Below are 23,784 nucleotides of genomic sequence, written 5' to 3'. Positions count from 1 at the left end.
ACGGGGCTTCAGACGGTGCGTGTTGTTTCGGCTGTTTAGGCGTTTGCGCCCTGTCTGGGGTGCAGGCTGCCGTCTTTCATGACCATCACGCGCTCGAAGCGGCCGGCGAGTTCGTCGTCGTGCGTTACGACCACCAGCCCCGTTCCCAATTCCGTTTTCAGTTCCAGCATCATATCCAAAACATTCCTTGCGTTTGCCCGGTCGAGGTTACCGGTCGGTTCGTCGGCAAGCAGGCATTTGGGTTGCGTAACCAAGGCGCGCGCAATGGCGGCACGCTGGCGTTCGCCGCCGGACAATTCGCCCGCACGGTGCGTCGAACGGTGTTTCAGTCCGACCTTGTCGAGCATCGCCATTGCCGTTTCTACCGCCTCTTTACGGCTTTTTTTGCCGATCAGAAGCGGCATCATCACGTTTTCCAGTGCCGAAAATTCAGGCAGAAGATGATGGAACTGGTACACGAAACCGAGATGGCGGTTGCGCAAATCGCCCAAACGCCGCTGGTTTAAGGCACGCAAATCCTCGCCCATCAGCAGCACCCTGCCTTCAGACGGCATATCCAGCCCGCCCAAAATATGCAGCAGCGTCGATTTGCCGCTGCCCGAAGAGCCGATGATGCCGGTGCTTTCCCCCGTGCGGATTTCCAAATCCAAGCCGTACAGCACCGGAACGTCCAAACCGCCGTCACGGTAGCGTTTGCCCACGCCTTCGCATTTCAAAATCAAATCACTCATAACGCAAAGCCTCCGCCGGTTGGGTTTTTGACGCGCGCCAGCTCGGGTACAGTGTCGCCACGAAAGACAGCCCCAAGGAAATGCAGGCAATCAGGGCAACGTCGCCCATATCGACATCACTGGGCAGGTAGTCGATAAAATAAACCTGCGAATTGATGAGGTGGACACCGAGCAGGTTTTCAAAAAACGCCACGACCCTGCCGACGTTCCAACCCCAAAGCACGCCGCAGACCACACCCGCCAGCGTGCCGAAAAAGCCTGAAAACGCGCCCTGCACCATAAAAATCTTCATCACGCCGGCAGGGGAAAGACCCAAAGTCCGCAAAATCGCAATGTCCGCCTGCTTTTCCGTAACCGCCATCACCAAGGAAGAGACAAGGTTGAACGCCGCCACGGCGATAATCAGCGTCAGGATAATGAACATCATCCGTTTTTCCAGTTCGACCGCTTCAAAATAGCTGCGGTTGCTGTACGTCCAATCGCGCACCCAAACCGTGTCCCTTTGCGCCTCCGGAATCAGCGTTGCCGTCAAGGCGGGGGCGTTTTGCGGATCGGCAAGCTTCAGCCGCAGCCCCGCAACTTCCTTATCCAAGCGGTACAGTACGCGCGCGTCTTGGATATGCGTCATCGCCAATGAGTTGTCCACTTCGTAAACACCCGTCTTGACCAGGCCGACCACGGTAAACTGCTTCAGGCGCGGCACGACTCCGGCAGGGGTAACGTTGCCCTCCGGCGTAATTACCGTAACCTTGCCGCCGACTTCCGCCCCCAAAGCCTCCGCCAAACCGACACCGAGGATAATGTCAAACTCGCCCGGAATCAGGTCTTCAAACTTGCCTGCCGGCATTTTGTCGCCGTATTCCACCACTTTGCGCTCTTCAGACGGCAAAATGCCGCGTATCTGAACGCCCCTGATTTCGCCCGCGTTTGCCAGCAATGCCTGATTGGAAACATAGGGTGCGGCAGCCAAAATGCCTTTGCGGTTTTCGGCAAACCGAAGCAGGTTGCGCCAATCCGTATCCGTATTGTCGATATAGCCGATTTCGGCGTGCGGCGCGACATTCAGGAGCTGCCCGCGTATTTCTTTCTGAAAGCCGTTCATAACCGACAAGACGACAATCAGCGCGGTTACGCCCAAGGCGATTCCGGCAATCGAAACCATCGTGATAAACGACATAAAGCCGTTGCGCTTTTTCGCCCTGAGATACCTCAAGCCTATCCAAGCCTCTAGAGAAAACATAACGCTACCTTAAAAATGTCTGCAAACGTGCCGCCCCGGACGGCGGTTTGGGGGAGGCGGCAAAAGTTTATTGTACCGTAAAACCCCGGCAGCGTCCGAACGGCAGGCTGTGTAAATAAAGACGCGGTATGTGGCAAATTCGGAAAAACAGGACGGAAAACTTGCACAACGCGCCGAACTACCCTATCCTTCTCTTGAAACAAAACCTTTTCTTTAAGGAAAACAATGAATATCAGGAAAATCTCCGCTTTGTGTGCTGTTGCCGTTTTTACTGTTTCGACAGCCTATGCCAAAGAAATCAAAATCGATGCCAACAACACGCCTTATTCCGAAGCCGACGCGCAAAAGCTGGCGGCAACGGCAGTCGGTATGGGCGTTAAGGAACCTGTCAGCCTGAACGGCGGCAGCGGCAGCATTACCGTTTCCGGCAGCAGCGCGGCGCAGTGCGTCTTTACGGTCGGCAGCGGGGGCACTTTGCAGATTCAAGGGCTCAACTGCAAGTAAACCGCCCGAAAAAATGCCGTCTGAAGGCTTCAGACGGCATTTTGCATTGGCGGCGTTACGCCCCGCCTTCTTTAATCAGACGCCGTTCGTACACCGCCTGCGCCAGCGTTCCCGCATCGACATATTCCAATTCGCCGCCCAATGGGATGCCCTGCGACAGCCTGCTGACCTTGTAAGGCAGGTTTTTGAAAAACTCGGACAGGACATACGCTGTGGCATTGCCTTCTGCGGTAAAGGCGGTCGCGATAATGATTTCTTCGATTTCCCCGCCGTCCAGCCGTTGCGCCAGCCTGTCCAATGCGATGGCGGATACGTCCATTCCCAATGCCGTATTGATTTGCCCCATCAGGACGAAATACAGCCCGTCGTGGCAGTTTGCCGCTTCTATATTCGACACGTCGGCAGGCATATGCACCACCATCAGCCGCCGCCCGTCGCGTGTTTCATCGGCACAAATATCGCACAATCCGCCTTCGCAAAATGTATTGCACCTTGCGCAATGGCGAACCTGCCTCAATGCCGTCTGTAAGGCATCCACCAGCTCTTCAGCCTCTTTGCGCTTTTGCTGCAACAGATGGTACGCCATCCGCTGTGCCGATTTCGGCCCGACGTTGGGCAATACTTTCAGCGCACCGATCAGGCGTTGGAATGCATCCTGTTTTTTGGAATTCATCATACTCCGCCATATGGGAAAACGGTCGGAATATTCCGACCGTTATGTTGTCAACAAAAGTGTCAATTACTGACCATCGCCGTTGTCAACCGATTGTGCTCCTTTAGTCTGTTTGATTTTTCCGTTGAAATAGCGGATCAGCAGGTCGAAAATATTGGCAGACTGCTGTTGCGCCAAAGCCTGTTTCGCAGGAGGAAGCTGTGCGGCAATATCCTCCGGAGGCGTGACTGCCTGCACCTCGACAATCACGGGTGCCGGCAGACCGGTCAGTCTGACATAGGCGGGTTTGCCGTTTGCCGGTTTTGCTTTCAGCAGTTCCGCATAAGCCTCGGGCGGCATGGACTGCCTTGCCTGCTGCGCGCCCAAAACGGACACTTCCGACCATTTCACGTCAACTGCCTTGCCGCCGTTCAGTTGGGTAAGCACTTCTTTTGCCTTGTTTTCGGCAAGTTTGGCGGCTTCGGTACGGATATAGGCCTGACGCACCGCATCTTTGGCTTCTTCAAACAGTAGGTTTTTTTCTTCGCGGACTTCTTTGGCGCGGACGACCCACGCGGTTTCGCTGTTGATGGTCAGCACTTCGGAATTGTGTTTTTTCTTCAATACGTCGTCGCTGAATACGGCATTGATTAGGTTTTCGGGCATGCCGGACATTTGTGCGTCCTGCCTGCTCAGCCAAGTTTCTTGGGTTTCCACTTTCAAACCGCTGTTTTTGGCGGCTTCGGCAAGCGAGGAGGGATGATTGAACGCATCGTCGCCCAGCTTTTCTTTTGCCTTGTTGAAGTCGGCAACCGCCTTTTTCATTTTCAATTCGTTTTCGACGGCGGCTTTTTCCTGCTCGAAAGAAGGTTTGGCTTCATGTGCCGGCAAACGCGCCACGCGCTCTTCAAACGCATTTTTCACTTCCGTTTCACTGACGGTCTGCTTGTCTGCAAAATCCTTCAGATTCAAGGCGACATATTCCAATTTGACCGCCTGCGGCAGCAGATAGTCTTTTTTGTTCGCATTATAAAATTTCTGCAAATCGGCTTCAGACGCTTTGACTTGGGCGATGAACTCGTCGGGGTTGAAAGTGTGCGAACGGATGGTGCGGTTGACCTGCGTCAGCCTGATCAGCTGTTCCGCCTGCGCGTCGCCGACCAATACGCCGTTTTGGACGAGGCTTACCAAATTCTGCAAGGCAAACTGATCGCGGATTTCTTCGACAAACTGGTCTTCAGACATATGGCGTTGCGACAGGTATTGACTCAAAAGCGCGTGACTGAATTTGCCGTTTGCGTCGTGGAAATTGGGATCGTCCACAATCATCTGCTTGATTTGTTCGGAAGAAACCGAAATGCCCATCAGCTTCGCGCCCTGTTTCAGGTAGGCGCGTTGCAGCAGGGATTGGAACACCGCGTCGCGCCAAGGGCTGCCGCCGTCCGCCTGCTCGTTCTGCATGGCGTTGTTGATTGAGTGCTCGCTGATTTTTTCGTCGCCCACTTGGACGATGTAGTCGGCGCCCGGATGGGAAACCGTGCTGACGCCGAAGCCGACAAAAGTTAATGCAATCAGGCCTAATAAGACTTGGGCGGGTGTTCTGTATTTTTCGATGGAATGGAACATATTTTCAGATTGGGAATGGGAAATTCAAGTCGGGTATTGTAACGGTTTTTATCCCTGTCTGCACGGGGCTTGCCGGTTGAAGATGCCGTCGTAGGTTTCTTCGCTGAAGCCGACGTAAACCCTGCTGCCGCACTCCAATACGGGACGCTTGATCAGGCTCGGCATTTCGGACATCAGTTTGACGGCCTCCGCCGTCGAGGACAGGGCTTTTTGCTGTGTTTCGGCATCGAGTTTGCGCCAGCTTGTCCCGCGTTTGTTGAACAGGGTTGCCAAAGGCACTTGTTCCAGCCACGAGCAGATTTCCGCTTCAGACGGCATCTGTTTTTTGAAATCCCGAAACCCAAACTCCAAGCCGTATCCGGCAAGCCTGTTTTTGGCTTTTTTGACTGTGTCGCAATTTGGAATGCCGTGAAGGATTATCATTTGGAAACCTTTTGCCTGAAATAATAAAACCGATATTTTACTATAAGTGTCTGAAAATTTGCCCGTCTGTTTCAGACGGCGGGGCGGTTATGTTACAATCCGAAAATTCGAAAAATTTAATCTCTTGTTCAATAAAGGTTTTACCCATAATGATTTCTACCAACGGCATTACCATGCAGTTCGGCGCGAAGCCGCTGTTTGAAAACGTATCCGTAAAATTCGGCGAAGGCAACCGCTACGGCTTGATCGGCGCGAACGGTTCGGGCAAATCCACCTTCATGAAAATCCTCGGCGGCGATTTGGAACAGACCGCCGGCGAAGTGGCGATTGAAAACGGCGTGCGTTTGGGTAAATTGCGCCAAGACCAGTTTGCCTACGAAGACATGCGCGTGCTGGACGTGGTGATGATGGGGCATACCGAAATGTGGGCGGCGATGACCGAGCGCGATGCGATTTACGCCAATCCCGAAGCCACCGAAGACGACTACATGAAAGCCGCCGAACTGGAAGCCAAGTTCGCCGAATACGACGGCTACACCGCCGAAGCGCGCGCCGCCGAATTATTAAGCGGCGTGGGCATTTCCGAAGATTTGCACAATGCGAAAATGGCGGAAGTCGCCCCGGGCTTCAAACTGCGCGTATTGCTGGCGCAGGCGCTGTTCTCCAAGCCGGATGTATTGCTCTTGGACGAACCGACCAACAACTTGGACATCAATACCATCCGCTGGCTGGAAGGCGTGTTGAACCAATACGACTCCACCATGATCATCATCTCGCACGACCGCCACTTCTTGAACGAAGTTTGCACCCACATGGCGGATTTGGACTACAACACCATCACTATTTATCCGGGCAACTACGACGACTATATGCTCGCTTCCGCCCAATCGCGTGAGCGCGCCCTGAAAGACAATGCCAAAGCCAAAGAGAAACTGCAAGAGCTGCAAGAATTCGTTGCCCGTTTTTCCGCCAATAAATCCAAAGCCCGTCAGGCAACCAGCCGTCTGAAACAGGCCGACAAAATCAAATCGGAAATGGTCGAAGTCAAACCTTCTACCCGTCAAAACCCGTATATCCGTTTTGAAGCCGATGAAAAAGCCAAGCTGCACCGTCAGGCTGTGGAAGTTGAAAAACTGGCCAAACGCTTTGAAACCCAGTTGTTTAGAAACCTCAACTTCATCCTTGAAGCAGGCCAACGCCTCGCCATCATCGGCCCGAACGGCGCAGGTAAATCTACCTTGCTGAAACTCTTGGCCGGCGCGTACAACCCCGAATATTCAGACGGCCTGTTGCCGGACGAAGGCAGCATCAAATGGGCGGAAAAAGCCAGTGTCGGCTACTATCCGCAAGACCATGAAAACGACTTTGACGTCGATATGGACTTGAGCGAATGGATGCGCCAATGGGGTCGGGAAGGCGACGACGAACAAGTCATCCGAGGCACTTTGGGGCGTTTGCTTTTCGGCAGCAACGACGTGGTAAAAAAAGTGAAAGTTCTCTCCGGCGGCGAAAAAGGCCGTATGCTTTACGGCAAACTGTTGCTGTTGAAACCCAATGTCTTGGTCATGGACGAACCGACCAACCATATGGACATGGAAAGCATCGAATCGCTGAACATGGCACTGGACAAATACAACGGCACGCTGATTTTCGTCTCCCACGACCGTCAGTTCGTTTCCTCCCTGGCAACCCAAATCATCGAACTGGACGGCAAAGGCGGATATGAACACTACTTGGGCGATTACGAAAGCTATCTCGAGAAAAAAGGCGTAGCATAAGCGCACCCCTCCGGTTGAAACAATGCCGTCTGAAGCCGCTTCAGACGGCATTGTTGATAACTTTAAAATAGGAAGCATATGCAGACTTACCTCGTCGGCGGCGCCGTCCGCGATTATCTTTTGGGCCTGCCCGTCAAAGACCGCGATTGGGTGGTCGTCGGCGCAGACGCGCAAACCATGTTGGCGCAAGGTTTCCAGCCGGTCGGCAAAGATTTTCCTGTATTCCTCCATCCCAAAACGCACGAAGAATACGCCCTAGCCCGCACCGAACGCAAAACCGCCAAGGGTTACGCCGGTTTCAGTTTCCACGCCGACAAAGACGTTACGCTGGAACAGGACTTGATGCGCCGCGACCTGACCATCAACGCGATGGCGCAAGATGCGGACGGCAAGATTATCGACCCTTTCGGCGGGCAACGGGATTTGGCGGCAGGCATTTTGCGCCACGTCTCGCCCGCCTTCGCCGAAGATCCCGTCCGCATCCTTCGTGCCGCCCGCTTTGCCGCGCGTTACGGCTTTGAAATCGCCGAAGAAACCATAAAGCTGATGCGGCAGATGGTGGAAAACGGCGAAGCGGACGCATTGGTTGCCGAACGCGTCTGGCAGGAGTTGGCGAAAGGTTTGATGGAAAAAAATCCGCGCAAAATGATTGAAATGTTGCGCGAATGCGGCGTGCTCAAAGTCTTGCTGCCCGAAGTCGACGCCCTCTTCGGCGTGCCGCAACGCGCCGACTACCATCCCGAAATCGACAGCGGCATCCATACCCTGATGACGCTGCAACGCGCCGCCGATATGGGTTTGAGCCTGCCCGAACGCTATGCCGCCCTGCTGCACGACTTGGGCAAAGCCAAAACGCCGCCCGACATCCTGCCGCGCCACCACGGACACGACATCAACGGCGTAGAACCCGTGCGCGAAGTCAATCAACGGCTGCGCGCGCCGAGGCAGTGTGCCGAGCTTGCCGAATTGGTTTGCCGTTGGCACATTATTTTCCACCAAGTCGGACAGCTTAAAAGCCAAACCATTCTGAACGTATTGAAAAAAACCGATGCCTTCCGCCGTCCCGAGCGTTTTCAGACGGCATTGAACGTCTGCATTGCCGACACGCAAGGCCGTCTGAAACGCGAACACACGCCCTACCCGCAACGCGCGCACTGGCTCGCCCTGCTCGAAGCCGCCAATCAGGCGGATTCGGGCAAAATCGCCGCCGAATGCCGCGCGCAGGGAAAAGCGCACTTTATCGCCGAACAAATCGACCGGGCGCGGCTGGCGCAAATCGCCCCGCTGCAAAAAGCGTTTCGGGGCGCGTAGGAAAAAGAAAACGCCAAACGCGGCATCTTTTGAGGTTCGCCCGCATTGCCGAAACAGCGTCGGAGAAAGGGATGGATGACATCGATTTATTCGGCTGCCTTTTAATATTCCCTTGATGCAGGCCTGATTAGTCGGACAAAAATACCTTTTGTTCAACGGAACCGATTTCTATCCGGACGGAAACAGCCGGCTTTCCCCTTGCAAACGGATGGAATCAAGCGGGTATTCAAACACAGCCGTTTATTTTTATTCCGCCGCCAAGTTATGGGATAGGGTTTGCGTGTTTCGGGCAGGCAAACCGCGCAACCTTAGACGCAGTCCGAAGTTTTGAAGGCGGCATCCGGGCCGGGTTTTGAAACAGCCGCCGCCATATCCGCTATAATCCATCCTTCAGCCATTCCGCCCCCGACATAAAATCATGACCCTGAAAACCGATTTATTGCCTAAAATCAACAACGAAGATTATCAACGCCTCATCCTCAAACATAGCGCGGAATTCAGCGGCGGGGAAATCCGCCTGTTGAACGAAATCCTCGAAAAATTCAATTTCGACGTTGTTCAGGCGCAGGCATTGGCGCAGGCGGTAATGCAGCAGGTGCGCTTCGATCCCAACGCCTACCACATCGACAGCGACGACGAAGACACCACCGGCATCTGCCCCCACTGCATCAACCCGCCTATGCCGCCCCTGCGCGACTATCTCGTTTGGCGCGAAACACGCGGATAAAACGCTTTTGACCGTTATCTTTTCAATGCCGTCTGAAACGCCGCCGACCGTTCGGACGGCATACCCGACAAAGGGAACACTATGCTGCAAACCGACAACCTGACCGCCGCGCAACCGCAACGCATCGTTGCCGCCCAAACCGCCTCCGCACAGGAAGAACTGCTCGAACGCGCCCTCCGCCCCAAAACGCTGGACGACTACATCGGGCAGCATAAAGCCAAAGAGCAGCTCGCCATCTTCATCCAAGCCGCCAAAAAACGCGGCGAAGCACTCGACCACGTCCTGCTTTTCGGCCCGCCCGGACTGGGCAAAACCACCCTTGCCCACATCATCGCCAAAGAGTTGGGCGTAAATTTGCGCCAAACCAGCGGCCCCGTCCTCGAACGCGCCGGCGACCTCGCCGCCCTTTTGACCAACCTTGATCCGCACGACGTATTGTTTATCGACGAAATCCACCGGCTAAGCCCCGTCGTCGAGGAAATCCTCTATCCCGCGCTCGAAGACTACCGGCTCGACATTATGATAGGCGAAGGACCCGCCGCACGTTCCGTCAAAATCGACCTGCCGCCCTTCACCCTCGTCGGCGCGACCACCCGCGCCGGTATGCTGACCAACCCGTTGCGCGACCGCTTCGGCATCGTCTCCCGCCTCGAGTTTTACGAAAACCGCGACCTTACCACCATCGTCAGCCGTTCGGCACAACTGTTGCAGCTCGATATGGGCGAAGAAGGCGCGATGGAAGTCGCCAAACGCAGCCGCGGCACGCCCCGCATCGCCAACCGCCTGTTGCGCCGCGTGCGCGATTTCGCCGACGTGAAAAACAACGGCGTAATCGATGCCGCCGTCGCCGATGCCGCTTTAAGTATGCTGGACGTGGACGCGCAGGGGCTGGACGTGATGGACAGGAAATTCCTCGAAGCCGTTTTGCACAAATTCGGCGGCGGCCCCGTCGGTTTGGACAACGTTGCCGCCGCCATCGGCGAATCTACGGACACCATCGAAGACGTTATCGAACCCTACCTCATCCAACAAGGCTTTTTGCAACGCACCCCGCGCGGCAGGATGGCGACCGAACGCGCCTACCTGCATTTCGGGCTGCCCGTCGAAAAATAAACCATGCCGTCTGAAACCGAACCGGGTTTCATACGGCATTGTTATCAGACGTTTGCACCGGCACCGGTTTCATCACTTAACAGAAACCTTTTGTCCGGCAGGACAGATTCTCCCCGATGAAAATAACTGTTTCCCTGGCAAACGGTTGAAACCCGTCTGGCTGCCGGTTGAAAAATAACGCAATGCTGTCTGAAACAGAGCTAATTTTCAGACGGCATTTCTATTTCAATCATTGGCTCAAGGTTCAGCCTGCCGCTTTTTCCAGTTCCGCCCTCATCGCAGCGATTACCGCCTTGTAATCCGGTTTGCCGAAAATCGCCGAACCGGCAACAAAGGTATCCGCACCGGCTCGGGCAACGGCGGCAATATTGTCAGTTTTGATGCCGCCGTCCACTTCAATGGCAATACGTCTGCCGCTTTTCCCTTCATAGCGGTCAAGCATGGCGCGAACCTGTCTGATTTTTTCCAAAGTGTGCGGAATGAAGCTCTGACCGCCGAACCCGGGGTTGACCGACATCAGCAAAACCATATCCAGCCTGTCCAACACGTTTTCCAACACATATACGGGCGTTGCCGGATTCAACACCAGCCCCGCCTGACAGCCCATGTCCCGAATCAGGCTCAAGCTGCGGTCGATATGGCGGCTCGCTTCGGGATGGAAAGTGATAATCGATGCTCCTGCTTTGGCAAACGATTGAATTAAATCGTCAACGGGTTCGACCATCAGATGCACATCGATCGGCACGCTTGCATAAGGCTTCAACGCCGCGCAGACCATAGGTCCGAAGGTCAGGTTCGGCACATAATGGTTGTCCATCACGTCAAAATGGATCAGATCCGCACCCGCCGCAATGACATTTGCCACCTCTTCTCCGAGGCGGGCAAAGTCTGCCGACAAAATACTGGGTGCGATACGGTAGGCGGTCATATTTTTTCCTTCAATGCCTTTATGGGCGGACTCAACGCGGGAAAGCCTCGAAACAGCATTATTAACAAAAGTTAACTGCCATAATACCATCTTTCACACGGCAATCAAGTATATTGTCCGAAATATCCGGATTAAAGGAAAAGCCGTGCCGCTGCCTGCTCCCTGCCGTTTTGCCAAACCTGCCGCCTCTTTTTTAAGTATGGCTTTGCTTTCCTGCCAGCTTTCCCACGCCGCCACGGCTTATATCCCCCCGAACGATTTTCAACCGAACTGCGACATACGCCGGCTCGGGCTGACACAGGGTCAGCACAATGAGCTGCGTAAAATCCGCGCCGCCTTCAAAATGGCGGGCGACAGGGCGCGTTTGAAGGTTATGCATTCCGAACACAGCCGCCGCCGCTCTGTCGTCGAAATCATTTCTTCGGATGTTTTTAATCGGAACGAGGCGCGCGATTATGTCGAAAGCCGCTACCACTCCAGCATGGATTTTGCGGTGGACGAATTGGAAATCCAACACCGCTTCTTCCATATTCTCACACCGCAACAGCAGCAAATGTGGCTTTCTTCCTGCCTCAAATAATCCCCGAAACACTCACGGCGCACGTTGCTCCGGCAGCCTGCCCGCCCAGTCGCAGGCAAACTGCCAAGCGGAACGTCCCGAGCGGTTGCCCCGCATCTGCGCCCACTGCAACGCCGCCGTCCGGGCGGCTTCGTCATATGGCACATCAAAATCTTCCAACCAGCTTCGCACTGCCGCCAGATAATCGTTTTGATCGAACGGATAAAAACTGAGCCACAATCCGAATCGGTCGGACAAAGATACTTTTTCTTCCACGGCCTCTTTTTGATGGATTTCTCCGCGCACGCCTGTCGTACCTGCATTTTCATCCAAATATTCGGGCATCAGATGCCGTCTGTTGGAAGTCGCGTACACCATCACGTTGGCGCAACGTTGGGACAGACCGCCATCCAATGCCGTTTTCAATGCCTTATAGGTTTCGTCGCCGCTTTCAAATGACAAATCGTCGCAAAACACAATGAATTTTTCCGGGCGTTCCTTCAAAAGTGCCAACAGATACGGCAGGCCGATCAAATCGCTTTTATCGACTTCGATCAGGCGCAATCCCTTATCCGCATATTCGTGCAGCAGGGCTTTGACCAGCGAGGATTTGCCTGTTCCGCGCGCGCCGCTCATCAATACGTTATTCGCAGGTCTGCCGGCAATAAATTGTTCGGTATTACGCACCAGCAATTCGGTCTGCCTGCCGACTCCGGCAAGCCGGGACAAAGGGAAAACGTGCGGATCGGGCAAGTGTTCCAAAAAACCTTTTTTGCCCGCACTCTGCCAGCGGAAGGCAAGCGCGTTCCAATCCGTATGCCCGGGTTCGGGCGGAAGTACGGCATCCAAACGCCGCAAAACGGCATAGGCTTTATCGAGGAATTCGTTCAATTCCATCTCTACCTCACTTTGCATATCTTTGCGCCATCAGCCGTTCGACGGTGTCGACGATTGCCTGCGTATTCGGATCGATTTCGATGTTGATCCTGTCTCCGGCCTTTCTGCTGCCGAACAGCGTCCGTTCCAAAGTTTCGGGAATCAGATGGACATTGAAACGGCTGTCTTCGACTTTGCCTATGGTCAGGCTGCAACCGTCCAAGCCGACGAACCCTTTGGTCAGGATATAGGGTTTGAGTTCGTGCGGGAGCGCAAACCAAACCGTGCGGTTGAACCCGTCCCGTTCGATTTCGACAATGGGCACGGTTGCCATAATGTGTCCGCTCATGACGTGTCCGCCGATTTCGTCGCCGAAACGTGCCGCCCGTTCGATGTTGACGCAATCGCCTTCCTTCAGCAGCCCCAAATTGGTTTTTGCCAAAGTTTCTGCCATTAAATCGAAGCTGACGCGGTTTCCTTCGATTTCGGTAATCGTCAGGCAGCAGCCGTTATTGGCGACCGATGCGCCGTGTTGCAGGTTTTCTGCCGCCTCTTGCGGAAGCTCGACGACATAAGTCTGAAACGCCTCCGACGGGCGGTGGATTGCCGTCAGTTTTCCCAATCCTTGAACAATGCCTGTAAACATAATCCTGTTTCCCTGTGTCGGTAAAAATGGTGCAAATTGTAGCATTTCCCCGCGAAAAATGCCGTCTGAAACTCCTTCAGACGGCATTGTGCCTCCGGTTCGGGCAAAAACCGCCCGGTACGCCTTGACCTTTCCTTTCCGCGCCGGTCGGCGGTCTTGCACTTATCCCTCCTGCAAATCGGTTTGCGTGTTCAAGTCGGCAAAATGCCCGTCAAACTCGAATCTGACCGGCCGCGCCCTTTGCTGCTGCAACCAGCTTCTTAATGTTTTCATACCCGAAAACAGATAAGGAATCGCGCTTTGCAGAATTTGCGGACGGATATACATAATGTTGTAGTGCATCGTTACCGGCGTTTCCACATAAAACGCATTGCACAACGGTGTGCGTTTGGAGACGCTTTCAAAGCGCGCGACCAAATCGTCCGGCAGATACGGCATATCGCAAGGTACAATCAGCAGCCAATCGGCCGCCGCCAACTGCAAATCGTTGGCTGCGGTACACAATGCCGAAAGCGGGCCGAAATGCTGCCACTGCCGGGCATCCGGAAAAACATGCGGGCTGCGGCGGGCGTATTCTTCCAAATTCCGGTTGGCACTGATGACGATATGGCTGACCTGCGGCCTGATTTTACCGATAACGCGGTCAATCAGCGGTCTGCCTTCCAACAGTGCCAGCCCTTTGTCTTCCCCGCCCATACGGTCGGCCAGGCCTCCTGCCAAAATCAATGCGAACGTTTTTAATGCGGGCGGGCTTTTGGGAAAGTTTGAGGTTTTCATAGTTTCAGTCTGCCGTTTCCGATATTTTAGAAGCGCGTTTGAAAACGGCGTCGTATAAATTCATGTTATTTGAATTTTATCATAACGTGATTTAACACTGAAAGCATTGAGGCTTAAGTTTTCCTTAACCTGTCCTTTCTGAGCAGTTGTTTCTAATTCCAAAGAATGATATTGTTTGCACCGTTTAAAACGACTTTCCTCCGAATATGATACTGCCAACCCGATTTTCAGACGGCATCCCCCTTTCCCTGCGCCTGAAACTCCTGACCGGCTTGTGGGTCGGTTTGGCGGCACTGTCTGTCGTTTTAACGCTGCTGCTTTCTTTCCGCCTGGAAAATGCCGCCTCGGTCATCGAAGAGGCGGGCAATCTGAAGATGCAGGCATACCGGCTTGCCTATATGGCGGGCGAAGGCTCGCCCCGCGCACAAATCGACAATCAGATTGCCGAATTTGAAAAAAGTTTAAAACGCATTTCCCAAAGCGATGCCATCCATCCGCTGATTCCCTCCGACAATCCCCTTGCCTACGATTTGATACAGTCCATGCTGATTATCGACTGGCAGGCCAACATCCTCCCCCCGTTGCAGGCATACCGCCGCCCCACACAAATCGAGCTTTACCGCTTTGCCGGCAATATCGAACTGTTTTTGCAGGCGTTGGAAAATGCCGGCGAAAAAAACACTTGGTGGCTCAGGCGGTTTCAATGGGTCATTATGCTGATGACGCTGGTGTCGTCCGTGCTGATGCTTTTTTGGCACCAGATTTGGGTTATCCGTCCGCTGCAGGCGTTAAGGGAAGGTGCGGAACGCATCGGTCAGCGGCATTTCGACATCCCTGTTCCCGAAGACGGTACGCCCGAATTCAAACAGGTCGGGCGGTGTTTCAACCAAATGGCGCTCAGGCTGAAGACTTTATACGATGATTTGGAAGGACAGGTTGCCGAACAAACCCACAACCTTGAAAAGCAAAACCGCAACCTGACCCTGCTGTACCGGACCACGCGCGACCTGCATCAATCCTATACGCCGCGACAGGCGGCGGAAGAATTTTTGAACCACATCCTGCCCGCCGTCGGCGCGCAATCCGGCAACATCTGCCTGGAAAACGGTTCCGACACAGACATTTCCGTCCATACGGCCGAACACGGCAAAAAGCCCCCTTTGGAAAAATACCATGACGAAACCTTCCCCATCGAATATCAAAACGAGAAACTGGGCATGCTTTCGCTCGGCTTTTCAGACGGCACTTCCCTCACCGGAGACGACCGCACGCTGCTTCAAACCCTGATTCGGCAATTGGGCGTATCGCTCGCCGGGGCGAAACAGGAGGAAGAAAAACGTCTGCTTGCCGTATTGCAGGAACGCAGCCTGATTGCACAGGGGCTGCACGACAGCATCGCGCAGGCATTAACCTTCCTGAACCTGCAGGTACAGATGCTGGAAACCGCCTTTGCCGAAAACAAACGGGAGGAAGCCGCAGAAAACATCGGCTTTATCAAAACAGGCATGCAGGAATGTTATGAAGATGTCCGCGAACTGCTGCTCAATTTCCGTACCAAAATCAGCAATAAAGAATTTCCCGAAGCTGTTGCCGACCTGTTCGCGCGCTTCACGCAACAAACCGGGATAACGGTCGAAACCGTTTGGGAAAACGGTTCGTTCCTGCCTACACAGGACGAGCAGCTCCAAATGATTTTCATCCTGCAAGAAAGCCTGTCCAACATCCGCAAACACGCCCGCGCCACCCATGTAAAATTCACCCTTTCCGAATACGGCGGACGCTTTACCATGACCATCCAAGACAACGGACAAGGTTTCGACACGGAGAAAATAGGAGAACCTACGGGCAGCCATGTCGGACTGCACATCATGCAGGAGCGTGCCAAACGCATCCGTGCCGTTTTAGAAATCCGTTCCCAAGCACAACAGGGAACCACCGTCTCATTGACGGGCGCACCCAAAGAAAGCCTACCATGACCATCAAAATCATCCTGATAGACGACCACACCCTCTTCCGCAGCGGCATCAAAGCCCTTTTGTCGCGCCAACACGGTTTTGAAGTCATCGGCGAAGCTGCAGACGGACTCTCGGGCATCAAAATGATCAGTCGGCTGCAACCCGATGTCGTCCTGCTCGATTTGGATATGCCAGGCATGAACGGGCGCGAGGCCTTGTCCCAAATCATCAGCATCAATCCGCAGCAGGCAGTCATTATGCTGACCGTTTCCGAAGACAGCGACGACCTTACCGAATGTATGCGCATCGGCGCGCGCGGCTACCTGCTGAAAAACATCAACGCCGATTTTCTTCTCGAAAGCATACGCAAAGCCGCCGAAGGCGATAATGTATTCTCGCCCGAGATGACCGCCAAACTCGTCAAAAGCCTGATTTCCCCCCAACCTGCCCAAAGGACGCAGGCACTCTCCTCACTTACCCCTCGTGAACTGGAAATCTTGGGCTATCTCGCCGCAGGACACAGCAACAAAATCATCGCCCGCCACCTCGATCTTGCCGAATCCACCGTCAAAGTCCACGTTCAAAACCTGCTCCGCAAACTCAACCTCAGCAGCCGGGTGCAGGCCGCCGTTTACGCCATCCGGCACAACGTCCCCCAACCTGTGCCGGAATAGACGTTCAGACGGCATCGGGTCAGGAAAAAAGCAATGCGCCCCTTTGACGGGGTGCAATATATAAGGGACGGCATCCGGTGTGCCGTCCCTTTAAGTACGCCATTACCGCCGTAACCCGGACGGAATGGCTTAGGCAGTTTATTTCCAAGAATATTTCACACCCACGGTGCCTTGGTAGCCTTTATGTCTGTTGCTTCCGCATCCTGCCGATAATTGCCTTGCCTGTCCCGAGAAAGGGTTTGATTTTCGCCACGGCGTTGGTGGAGCGTATCCAGCATCGCATAGCCTGATTCCAAGTTTTGACGTGGAACGAGTGCGTAGGCCGGTGCGCTTGGCGTGATGATGGTTTTATCTTGATTCGGCGTGGTTAAAGTCCAGAAGTATTCTGTCGCGCCCGCCTCATCTTTGTGTGAAACCAATTGCAATTCCCCCGCCCCTGTGGTTTTGGCAGTTCCGCTAAAAGTATCGCGCATTGTGTAGGTATGTTTAGCGTCTTCGATATTTAATTTACCGGTTTCCGCCCCCTTGTCTTGTCCCAAAACCTTAACAACGGCGGCACTGCGTTTGTAGCGGTCGGAAAGTTCGCCGATCGAGCCGTCGATAATATTTTCTTTGCCATCTTTACCCACTGAAATGACCGTTGTTTTTCCTGAAGCATCGCCTGTGATTTCCAGTAAATCAGATTGAGAATTTCCTCCTTGATCATCACCCGGCGAGTTCCATTCTGTATTGACTTTTAACACACCGTCTTTACCGACATAATTTCCTTCAATGGTGAGTTTGTCTGCATAGGATTGATTGGCAAGCGTAATGATGCCGCCGTTGGTGAATGTTCCTTTTTCAAATACAGAAGTTGTACCCGATAAAGAAATACCTGTATTAGATAGGGTTAGCGTGCCGCCTGATAATAATGTAGTCCCTTCGGGGGTTGTTAATGATGTGTCTTTTTTTAGGTGAAAAGTAGCTTTTGTTAGTTTTATGGTTCCAATATCTTCTGATTTGAATTCCATTGCGCCATTTGTAATTTTTAGCACAGCATTGGTAATAGGGAGGGGGAAGCGCATTGTAAATGATTTTTCTGTTCCATCTGGATTGATTAATGTACCAGATGCGCCAAAGATCTCTCCTTCAGGGATAGAAACAGTTCCATCAGAAATTGATGGTTTATTTGCGCTTTTATCACTGTGTTTATGAATTAATGTAATTGGGGCTGTACTAGATTATCCCTAAATTCCACACCGATCCCGCAGGATTTTTAGCTGCCGGGACGGTGTGCCGGAGTTAAGTCGAAATTCGCATTCCCTCAACAACGGCGGGAAAGGTTTACGATCGATTCCGTTGTATTTTCGCAAGGCGCGTTTTGCCTGATTCCAAAAGTTCCCAATGCCGTTAATGTGGTTCCGACGGTCTGCAAATTCCTTGGAACGGTTGATGCGGCAACGGATAAAACCGCCCGCGTCCGACTTGCCGCGGCTGCCCGGGCTATCGGCATAAACAATACCGTCCGGCATGATTTTCTTTTTGACGGCAGGGGGCAACGTTTCAGGCTCGGCATTGTCCTCGGCAACGGTATAGGCCCGCCCGTTGCGTTTCGGGTTGATTTTATAGATGTTTTTAGCTTGTTTGAAATTGTTATAGTTTATTGTTTTTTAACAAAAAACAGATGCCGTCTGAACTGGTTAAGGTTCAGGCGGCATTTTCATATGGCTGCGCTTTTTACAGTATATTCAATTAAAAACAAAATAGTACAACACTCGACGTTGAAGGTTTAACCATGGCATACTCTGCGGACTTAAGAAACAAAGCTTTAAACCATAGCGGATTAACAAAAATCAGGACAAGGCGGCGGGCCGCAGGCAGTACGAATGGTACGGAACCGATCCGCCCGGCGCTCCATCACCTTAGGGAACCGTTCCCTTTGAGCCGGGGCGGGGCAACGCCGTACCGGTTTTTGTTAATCCGCTATATTACGGACAATGCAAAAACACCGGCCAAACCGCAGCAACGTTTAACTTGTCAAGAAACACGCTTTACCTGCGGATTCGCCTTAAAAAACAAACAGGCAGCCTAAAACATCAAGTTACCGGCCTAAATGCCGCCAAATCGGATAGGCAAAAACCGGCTCGATATGTCGGGCGGCATCCGGATGCCTGTCTGCATGAAATCGCCAAACATTTTGATTGTACGGCAGCCGCCGTTTGCCATGCGCCCAAACAGATGCGGATGGCGCGCAAAAAAAGACCGCCGCTTACAAAGGACAAGACCCGGCCAAAGTAACGCATTATTTGACACGGCCGGCCGGATTTTCCGACTGCCAACGTGTTTGTCCGGATGAAACAGGATTCGACCGCCGCCTGTTCCGCCCCTATGCCCGCAGCCTGAAAGGGCAAATGGCGAAAGCGCGGATAAGTGGGAAAAGATACCGGCGCTTATCTTTGGTGTCCGCACAAGTCGGCAACCGGCCGATTGCTCCGATGGTTTGTCAAAATACGGTGGCCGGGGTCTTTTTTGAAGCGCGGTTTCAGCAATGCCTACTGCCCGCATTGGCTCAAAAATCGGTGATTATTTCAGATAATGCGCGATTTCGCCGTATGGGTGCCTTACGGGGAACGGCGGAAAAATTGGGACATAAGGTATTGCCTCCCGCACCTTGTTCGCCCGAGCCCAACCCGATTGAGAAAGTGTGGGCGAATATTAAGCGGTATCTGCGAACCGTTTTGTCTGATTACTCCCGATTTGACGATGCACTACTGTCCTATTTTGATTTTAATTGACTATATTTGTACTGTCTGCGGCTTCGTCGCCTTGTCCTGATTTAAATTTAATCCACTATATATTTCAAAAATTGAAACCCGCACAGATTGTTAAACCCCAAAACAGGGGCGGGCGAAATTCTTCCGGCAATGGGTTCATGCAAACAAAATGCCATCTGAACCCCGAAAACAGGGCTTCAGACGGCATTTGTGTATTCGCGGACGGCGGGTTTTAAATCTGTTCCAATTCCATGTTTAAAACGGTTTGTTCCTGTTTGGCTCGGAAGTCTGCCAGTTTTTGCGCCAGTTCGGGGTTTTCGTTGGCGAGCATGGAGATGGCGAACAATGCGGCATTTGCCGCGCCTGCCTCGCCGATGGCGAATGTGGCGACGGGTACGCCTTTGGGCATTTGTACAATCGATAAAAGCGAATCTTCGCCGCGCAGGTATTTGCTTGGGACGGGTACGCCCAAAACGGGGACGGTGGTCTTGGCGGCAACCATGCCGGGTAAATGCGCCGCGCCGCCCGCACCCGCGATGATGGCTTTGATGCCGCGCGCCCGTGCGGTTTCGGCGTATTCAAACATCAAATCCGGAGTGCGGTGTGCGGAAACGACGCGCGCCTCATATTCTACGCCGAACTCTTCAAGAAACTGCGCTGCCTGCCGCATAACGGGCCAATCGCTGTTGCTGCCCATGATGATGCCGATTTGTATCATAAATCCTTCTTGGTGCGGATGGGGTAAAAAGCGGAAAAATGGAAAAACTATCGTTTGCGTACGGCTGCGGCGGCGCGTTTTGCCGCCGGGCTGCCGGGATAGGTCTGTATCAGGCTGCGCCAAGTCGCCCTTGCAATGTCTTTTTGCTGAAGCCTGTATTGGCATTCGCCGATTTTGAATATGACTTCGGGCGCGGTTGGGCTGTCTTTGAAACGGTTGGCGTAACGCCCTCCGATTTCGATGACAGATTCACAGTTCCCCATACGCGCCCTGCTTTGCAGCAACAGGTACATACTGCGTTGCGCGATGCTGCCGCCGTCTCCGCCGTCCGCCCCCTTCAACAAGGCGGCTGCGGCAGAAAACCTGCCGTTTTGATAGTGTTTGAGTGCCTGATTGTAGAGGTTTTGTGCGGTTTCGACGGTATGTGCGGATGCGCTGCCGCCTTCGGTATTGAGGTAATGCTCTTTCAATTTGCGGTCGTCGAGTTTTTGGACGTATGTCCTGCCGGAAGGGTGTGTTTTTGCGTGTTCCAATGCTTTGACTTTCCCGTTTAACATTTCCACTTCGTTCGACAGCCGGACGATTTTGCCTTCCAGATAGTCCAAACGGTCTTGCAGAGTGGGAACGGGATAGGGAATGCCGTCTGAAGCATTTTCCTGTGTCGGCATTTCGGTTCGGCTGCCCTCCGGAACGGGTGAAACGGAAGCACAGGAGGCAGACACAGACAGCCAAATGATAAAAAGCGGTAATTTGGTCTTCATTATTTTTTCAGAAGCAGGGTCAAACCGTCGCCGACGGGCAGGGTGATGGGGACGATGCGCGTATCGTTCGGCAGGTTTTGATTGAAATCTTTGAGAATTTTGACACTGGGCGGCGCATCAAAAGCCGCTTCGCGCATCACCCTTCCGTTCAACAAAATATTGTCGATGGCGATGATGCCGCCTTGCCGGACGAGTTTGAGGCAACGCTCGAAATATTGCGGCGTGGGCGGTTTGTCTGCGTCTATCAGTGCCAAATCGTAGCTTCCGGCTTCACCCTGTGCAATCAAATCATCCAATGTCAGCAATGCGGGTTGCAGGTGCAGGCTGATTTTATGCGCCACACCGGCCTCGTTCCAAACCTGACGCGCCGTATCGGTAAAGGTTACATTGATGTCGCAGGCGGTAATCCGCCCGTGTTCGGGCAGCGCCAATGCAAGCGCGGTGCTGCTGTATCCGGTAAATACGCCGATTTCCAGATATTTTTCCGCGCGAATCAGCTTTGCCAGCCAAACCAAAACCGCCGCCTGTTCGCGCGCAATCGCCATTTTGCCCATACGGTGATGCCCGGCCTTCTCACGCAGCCGCGTCAAAACGGGATGTTCGGGTTCGCCGATGGCATTCAAATAGTTTTGCAGGTCCGGTGCGACATTGGACAGATGGGTCGTCATTTCGGCGGGTTCAGTCTTGGTAATAGGTATAAGGTTTTTTCGCCACTTTTGCCGATTCAAAGTTTTTTTGCTCTTCGGGATTGAGTTCGACATCCCACAAAAGCCCTCGATTTTTCAAACGTTCTTGCGCCAATTCAGGTTTTTCTTCGATCAGGCGGTTGAGGAATTGTGTGGCTTCGGATTGGTAGTGGTACATCTTTGCGCTCCAATTTTACGGGATACGGCGTGATTATACTGGTATTTTCCAAACGGGATAAACGGCTTTTATCAAGAATACGGGCAGAAAGATAAGGGGTTTTATTATAGAATAAGGCGTTTTTTGCAACGGAAGACCGCCTTATGCCACGCATTGCCGCCCTGCCCGACCACCTCGTCAACCAAATTGCCGCCGGCGAAGTGGTCGAACGCCCTGCCAACGCCCTGAAAGAAATCGTTGAAAACAGCATAGACGCGGGCGCAACGGCGGTTGATGTGGAACTGGAAGGCGGCGGCATCCGCCTCATCCGCGTCGGCGACAACGGCGGCGGCATCCACCCCGACGACATCGAACTCGCGCTCCACCGCCACGCCACCAGCAAAATCAAAACCCTGAACGATTTGGAACACGTTGCCAGCATGGGCTTTCGCGGCGAAGGCTTGGCCAGTATCGCCTCCGTCAGCCGCCTGACCCTGACCAGCCGCCAAGAAGACAGTTCGCATGCGACCCAAGTCAAAGCCGAAGACGGCAAACTCAGCAGCCCCACCGCCGCCGCCCACCCCGTCGGCACCACCATCGAAGCCGCCGAACTCTTCTTCAACACCCCCGCGCGGCGCAAGTTCCTCAAATCCGAAAACACCGAATACGCTCACTGCGCCACCATGCTCGAACGCCTCGCGCTGGCGCATCCGCACATTGCCTTCTCACTCAAACGCGACGGCAAACAAGTGTTCAAACTTCCTGCCCAAAGCCTGCATGAACGTATCGCCGCCATTGTCGGCGATGATTTTCAGACGGCATCTTTGGAAATTGACAGCGGCAATAGCGCGCTGCGGCTCTATGGCGCGATTGCCAAGCCGACTTTCGCCAAAGGCAAAACCGATAAACAATATTGCTTCGTCAACCATCGTTTTGTCCGCGACAAAGTCATGCTCCATGCCGTCAAGCAGGCATACCGCGACGTATTGCACAACGCCCTCACCCCTGCTTTCGTCCTTTTCCTCGAGCTGCCGCCCAAAGCCGTGGATGTCAACGTCCACCCGACCAAAACCGAAATCCGCTTCCGCGACAGCCGGCAAGTACACCAACTCGTGTTCCACACGCTCAACAAAGCCCTTGCCGACACACGCGCCAACCTGACCGAAAGCGTCAGCAACGCAGGCGAAGTGTTGCATGACATTACCGGCGTTACGCCTGCCCCAATGCCGTCTGAAAACGACAGCGAAAATCTGTTTGATAGCGCATCCAACCACCCGACAGGCAACAAACCCGATACACGCAATGCCTTTGGTTCATCAGGTAAAACCGCGCCCATGCCTTACCAGGCCGCGCGTGCGCCGCAACAACACAGCCTGTCCCTGCGCGAAAGCCGCGCGGCAATGGACACCTATGCCGAACTCTACAAAAAAACCGACGACATCGACCTTGAGTTGAGCCAATTCGAACAGGCACGTTTCGGCAATATGCCGTCTGAAACGCCTGCTCACAAAACAGATACGCCGCTTTCAGACGGCATCCCGTCCCAATCCGAACTGCCGCCGCTCGGTTTCGCCATTGCCCAATTACTTGGCATCTACATTCTTGCCCAAGCCGAAGACAGCCTGTTGCTCATCGATATGCACGCCGCTGCCGAACGCGTCAACTACGAGAAAATGAAACGCCAACGTCAGGAAAACGGCAACCTGCAAAGCCAGCACCTGCTTATTCCCGTAACCTTTGCCGCGTCCCACGAAGAATGCGCCGCCCTCGCCGATCATGCCGAAACGCTGGCAGGCTTCGGCCTGGAACTGTCCGACATGGGCGGCAACACCCTCGCCGTCCGCGCCGCGCCCGTAATGTTGGGCAAATCCGATGTCGTCTCCCTCGCACGCGACGTATTGGGCGAACTCGCCCAAGTCGGCAGCAGCCAAACCATCGCATCACACGAAAACCGCATCCTCGCCACAATGTCCTGCCACGGCTCAATCCGCGCCGGCCGCAGGCTCACCCTGCCCGAAATGAACGCGCTGCTGCGCGATATGGAAAATACGCCGCGCAGCAACCAGTGCAACCACGGCAGGCCGACGTGGGTCAAACTGACTTTGAAAGAATTGGACACACTGTTCTTGCGCGGACAGTAAGCCGAAAATGCTAGAATACGCCGCCCGAAGCCGCCGTTCAGACGGCAT

22 protein-coding genes and 3 pseudogenes are annotated in these 23,784 nt (G+C 53.7%); 10 read left to right on the top strand and 15 right to left on the bottom strand.

The features are described 5' to 3' along the window. Nucleotides 1-35: 35 nt before the first annotated feature. Together lolD and HT085_RS04290 are read right to left on the bottom strand one after the other, a co-directional pair. The gene (lolD, locus tag HT085_RS04295; RefSeq protein ID WP_003688655.1) at nt 36-731 is read right to left on the bottom strand and encodes a lipoprotein-releasing ABC transporter ATP-binding protein LolD; all 696 of its coding nucleotides are present in this window, start codon (nt 729-731) and stop codon (nt 36-38) included. Then, nucleotides 724-1,971 (bottom strand): lipoprotein-releasing ABC transporter permease subunit, encoded by a 1,248-nt coding sequence (locus HT085_RS04290; RefSeq protein WP_003691197.1) that lies wholly within the window; start codon nt 1,969-1,971, stop codon nt 724-726. Before HT085_RS04290 ends, lolD begins: the two co-directional genes overlap by 8 nt. Nucleotides 1,972-2,196: 225 nt before the next feature. Between HT085_RS04290 and HT085_RS04285 the strand changes: the two genes are divergently transcribed. Then, complete coding sequence (locus HT085_RS04285; protein WP_003688659.1) at nt 2,197-2,475, top strand: hypothetical protein; 279 nt, start codon at nt 2,197-2,199, stop codon at nt 2,473-2,475. Nucleotides 2,476-2,530: 55 nt separating this feature from the next. Here the strand turns inward: HT085_RS04285 and recR are convergent, their stop codons facing one another. The 3 genes from recR to HT085_RS04270 all read right to left on the bottom strand — a co-directional run bounded on the left by recR (nt 2,531) and on the right by HT085_RS04270 (nt 5,176). After that, the gene (gene recR, locus HT085_RS04280; protein WP_003688660.1) at nt 2,531-3,148 is read right to left on the bottom strand and encodes a recombination mediator RecR; all 618 of its coding nucleotides are present in this window, start codon (nt 3,146-3,148) and stop codon (nt 2,531-2,533) included. A gap of 66 nt (nt 3,149-3,214) precedes the next feature. Beyond that, complete coding sequence (locus HT085_RS04275; RefSeq protein WP_003691199.1) at nt 3,215-4,753, bottom strand: SurA N-terminal domain-containing protein; 1,539 nt, start codon at nt 4,751-4,753, stop codon at nt 3,215-3,217. A 48-nt stretch (nt 4,754-4,801) separates the two neighbouring features. Further along, nucleotides 4,802-5,176 (bottom strand): arsenate reductase, encoded by a 375-nt coding sequence (locus HT085_RS04270; RefSeq protein WP_003688664.1) that lies wholly within the window; start codon nt 5,174-5,176, stop codon nt 4,802-4,804. A gap of 149 nt (nt 5,177-5,325) precedes the next feature. On the opposite strand from HT085_RS04270, the gene HT085_RS04265 reads away from it, so the two are divergent. The 4 genes from HT085_RS04265 to ruvB all read left to right on the top strand — a co-directional run bounded on the left by HT085_RS04265 (nt 5,326) and on the right by ruvB (nt 10,105). Next, nucleotides 5,326-6,954 (top strand): ABC-F family ATPase, encoded by a 1,629-nt coding sequence (locus tag HT085_RS04265; protein WP_010951119.1) that lies wholly within the window; start codon nt 5,326-5,328, stop codon nt 6,952-6,954. Between the two features lie 78 nt (nt 6,955-7,032). Then, nucleotides 7,033-8,265, top strand: coding sequence for a multifunctional CCA addition/repair protein (locus HT085_RS04260; RefSeq protein WP_003691200.1), 1,233 nt, complete (start codon nt 7,033-7,035; stop codon nt 8,263-8,265). A gap of 418 nt (nt 8,266-8,683) precedes the next feature. Beyond that, the gene (locus HT085_RS04255; protein WP_002232489.1) at nt 8,684-8,992 is read left to right on the top strand and encodes a hypothetical protein; all 309 of its coding nucleotides are present in this window, start codon (nt 8,684-8,686) and stop codon (nt 8,990-8,992) included. Between the two features lie 81 nt (nt 8,993-9,073). After that, nucleotides 9,074-10,105 (top strand): Holliday junction branch migration DNA helicase RuvB, encoded by a 1,032-nt coding sequence (gene ruvB / locus HT085_RS04250; RefSeq protein WP_003691202.1) that lies wholly within the window; start codon nt 9,074-9,076, stop codon nt 10,103-10,105. A gap of 244 nt (nt 10,106-10,349) precedes the next feature. Here ruvB and rpe read toward each other — a convergent pair whose 3' ends face one another. Beyond that, on the bottom strand, nt 10,350-11,033 hold the full coding sequence (gene rpe, locus HT085_RS04245) for a ribulose-phosphate 3-epimerase (protein ID WP_003688675.1): 684 nt from the start codon (nt 11,031-11,033) through the stop codon (nt 10,350-10,352). 145 nt (nt 11,034-11,178) lie between these two features. Between rpe and HT085_RS04240 the strand changes: the two genes are divergently transcribed. Continuing rightward, nucleotides 11,179-11,613 (top strand): Spy/CpxP family protein refolding chaperone, encoded by a 435-nt coding sequence (locus tag HT085_RS04240; protein WP_003688677.1) that lies wholly within the window; start codon nt 11,179-11,181, stop codon nt 11,611-11,613. 12 nt (nt 11,614-11,625) lie between these two features. Here the strand turns inward: HT085_RS04240 and HT085_RS04235 are convergent, their stop codons facing one another. From HT085_RS04235 to HT085_RS04225, 3 genes are all read right to left on the bottom strand, one after another. Further along, on the bottom strand, nt 11,626-12,489 hold the full coding sequence (locus HT085_RS04235) for an ATP-binding protein (RefSeq protein ID WP_003688678.1): 864 nt from the start codon (nt 12,487-12,489) through the stop codon (nt 11,626-11,628). Nucleotides 12,490-12,496: 7 nt separating this feature from the next. After that, on the bottom strand, nt 12,497-13,114 hold the full coding sequence (locus HT085_RS04230; protein ID WP_010358100.1) for a riboflavin synthase: 618 nt from the start codon (nt 13,112-13,114) through the stop codon (nt 12,497-12,499). A gap of 162 nt (nt 13,115-13,276) precedes the next feature. After that, a complete protein-coding gene (locus tag HT085_RS04225) occupies nt 13,277-13,891 on the bottom strand; it encodes a molybdenum cofactor guanylyltransferase (protein ID WP_003691204.1) in 615 nt (204 codons plus the stop codon). Between the two features lie 206 nt (nt 13,892-14,097). Here HT085_RS04225 and HT085_RS04220 point away from each other — a divergent pair, with 206 nt between their 5' ends. After that, complete coding sequence (locus HT085_RS04220) at nt 14,098-15,867, top strand: histidine kinase (RefSeq protein ID WP_003691205.1); 1,770 nt, start codon at nt 14,098-14,100, stop codon at nt 15,865-15,867. Then, complete coding sequence (locus HT085_RS04215) at nt 15,864-16,520, top strand: response regulator (RefSeq protein WP_003688682.1); 657 nt, start codon at nt 15,864-15,866, stop codon at nt 16,518-16,520. Before HT085_RS04220 ends, HT085_RS04215 begins: the two co-directional genes overlap by 4 nt. Before the next feature lie 194 nt (nt 16,521-16,714). Here HT085_RS04215 and HT085_RS04210 read toward each other — a convergent pair. Together HT085_RS04210 and HT085_RS04205 are read right to left on the bottom strand one after the other, a co-directional pair. Further along, nucleotides 16,715-17,740, bottom strand: a pseudogene (locus HT085_RS04210) (autotransporter outer membrane beta-barrel domain-containing protein); the annotation flags it as partial. A 6-nt stretch (nt 17,741-17,746) separates the two neighbouring features. After that, nucleotides 17,747-18,112, bottom strand: a pseudogene (locus tag HT085_RS04205) (transposase); the annotation flags it as partial. 373 nt (nt 18,113-18,485) lie between these two features. On the opposite strand from HT085_RS04205, the pseudogene HT085_RS11550 reads away from it, so the two are divergent. Next, a pseudogene (locus HT085_RS11550) lies at nt 18,486-19,294 on the top strand (transposase); the annotation flags it as partial. 211 nt (nt 19,295-19,505) lie between these two features. Here HT085_RS11550 and purE read toward each other — a convergent pair. Genes purE through HT085_RS04175 form a run of 4 tightly spaced genes read right to left on the bottom strand, consistent with a single transcriptional unit; the run spans nt 19,506 to nt 21,616 of the window. Continuing rightward, the gene (gene purE / locus HT085_RS04190; RefSeq protein ID WP_003688684.1) at nt 19,506-19,991 is read right to left on the bottom strand and encodes a 5-(carboxyamino)imidazole ribonucleotide mutase; all 486 of its coding nucleotides are present in this window, start codon (nt 19,989-19,991) and stop codon (nt 19,506-19,508) included. Between the two features lie 47 nt (nt 19,992-20,038). Further along, complete coding sequence (locus tag HT085_RS04185) at nt 20,039-20,752, bottom strand: tetratricopeptide repeat protein (RefSeq protein WP_003688685.1); 714 nt, start codon at nt 20,750-20,752, stop codon at nt 20,039-20,041. Continuing rightward, nucleotides 20,752-21,420, bottom strand: coding sequence for a class I SAM-dependent methyltransferase (locus tag HT085_RS04180; RefSeq protein ID WP_003688686.1), 669 nt, complete (start codon nt 21,418-21,420; stop codon nt 20,752-20,754). The genes HT085_RS04185 and HT085_RS04180 overlap by 1 nt, the downstream gene beginning before the upstream one ends. 10 nt (nt 21,421-21,430) lie before the next feature. After that, complete coding sequence (locus HT085_RS04175; protein WP_003688687.1) at nt 21,431-21,616, bottom strand: DUF3460 family protein; 186 nt, start codon at nt 21,614-21,616, stop codon at nt 21,431-21,433. 143 nt (nt 21,617-21,759) lie between these two features. Here HT085_RS04175 and mutL point away from each other — a divergent pair, with 143 nt between their 5' ends. Next, nucleotides 21,760-23,736 (top strand): DNA mismatch repair endonuclease MutL, encoded by a 1,977-nt coding sequence (gene mutL / locus HT085_RS04170; protein WP_003688688.1) that lies wholly within the window; start codon nt 21,760-21,762, stop codon nt 23,734-23,736. The last annotated feature ends 48 nt before the right edge of the window (nt 23,737-23,784 follow it).

It is taken from the genome of Neisseria gonorrhoeae, from assembly GCF_013030075.1.
Lineage (GTDB): Bacteria > Pseudomonadota > Gammaproteobacteria > Burkholderiales > Neisseriaceae > Neisseria > Neisseria gonorrhoeae.
Note: the sequence above shows the minus strand (reverse complement) of the source record. Positions and strands in the feature narration are given on the sequence as shown.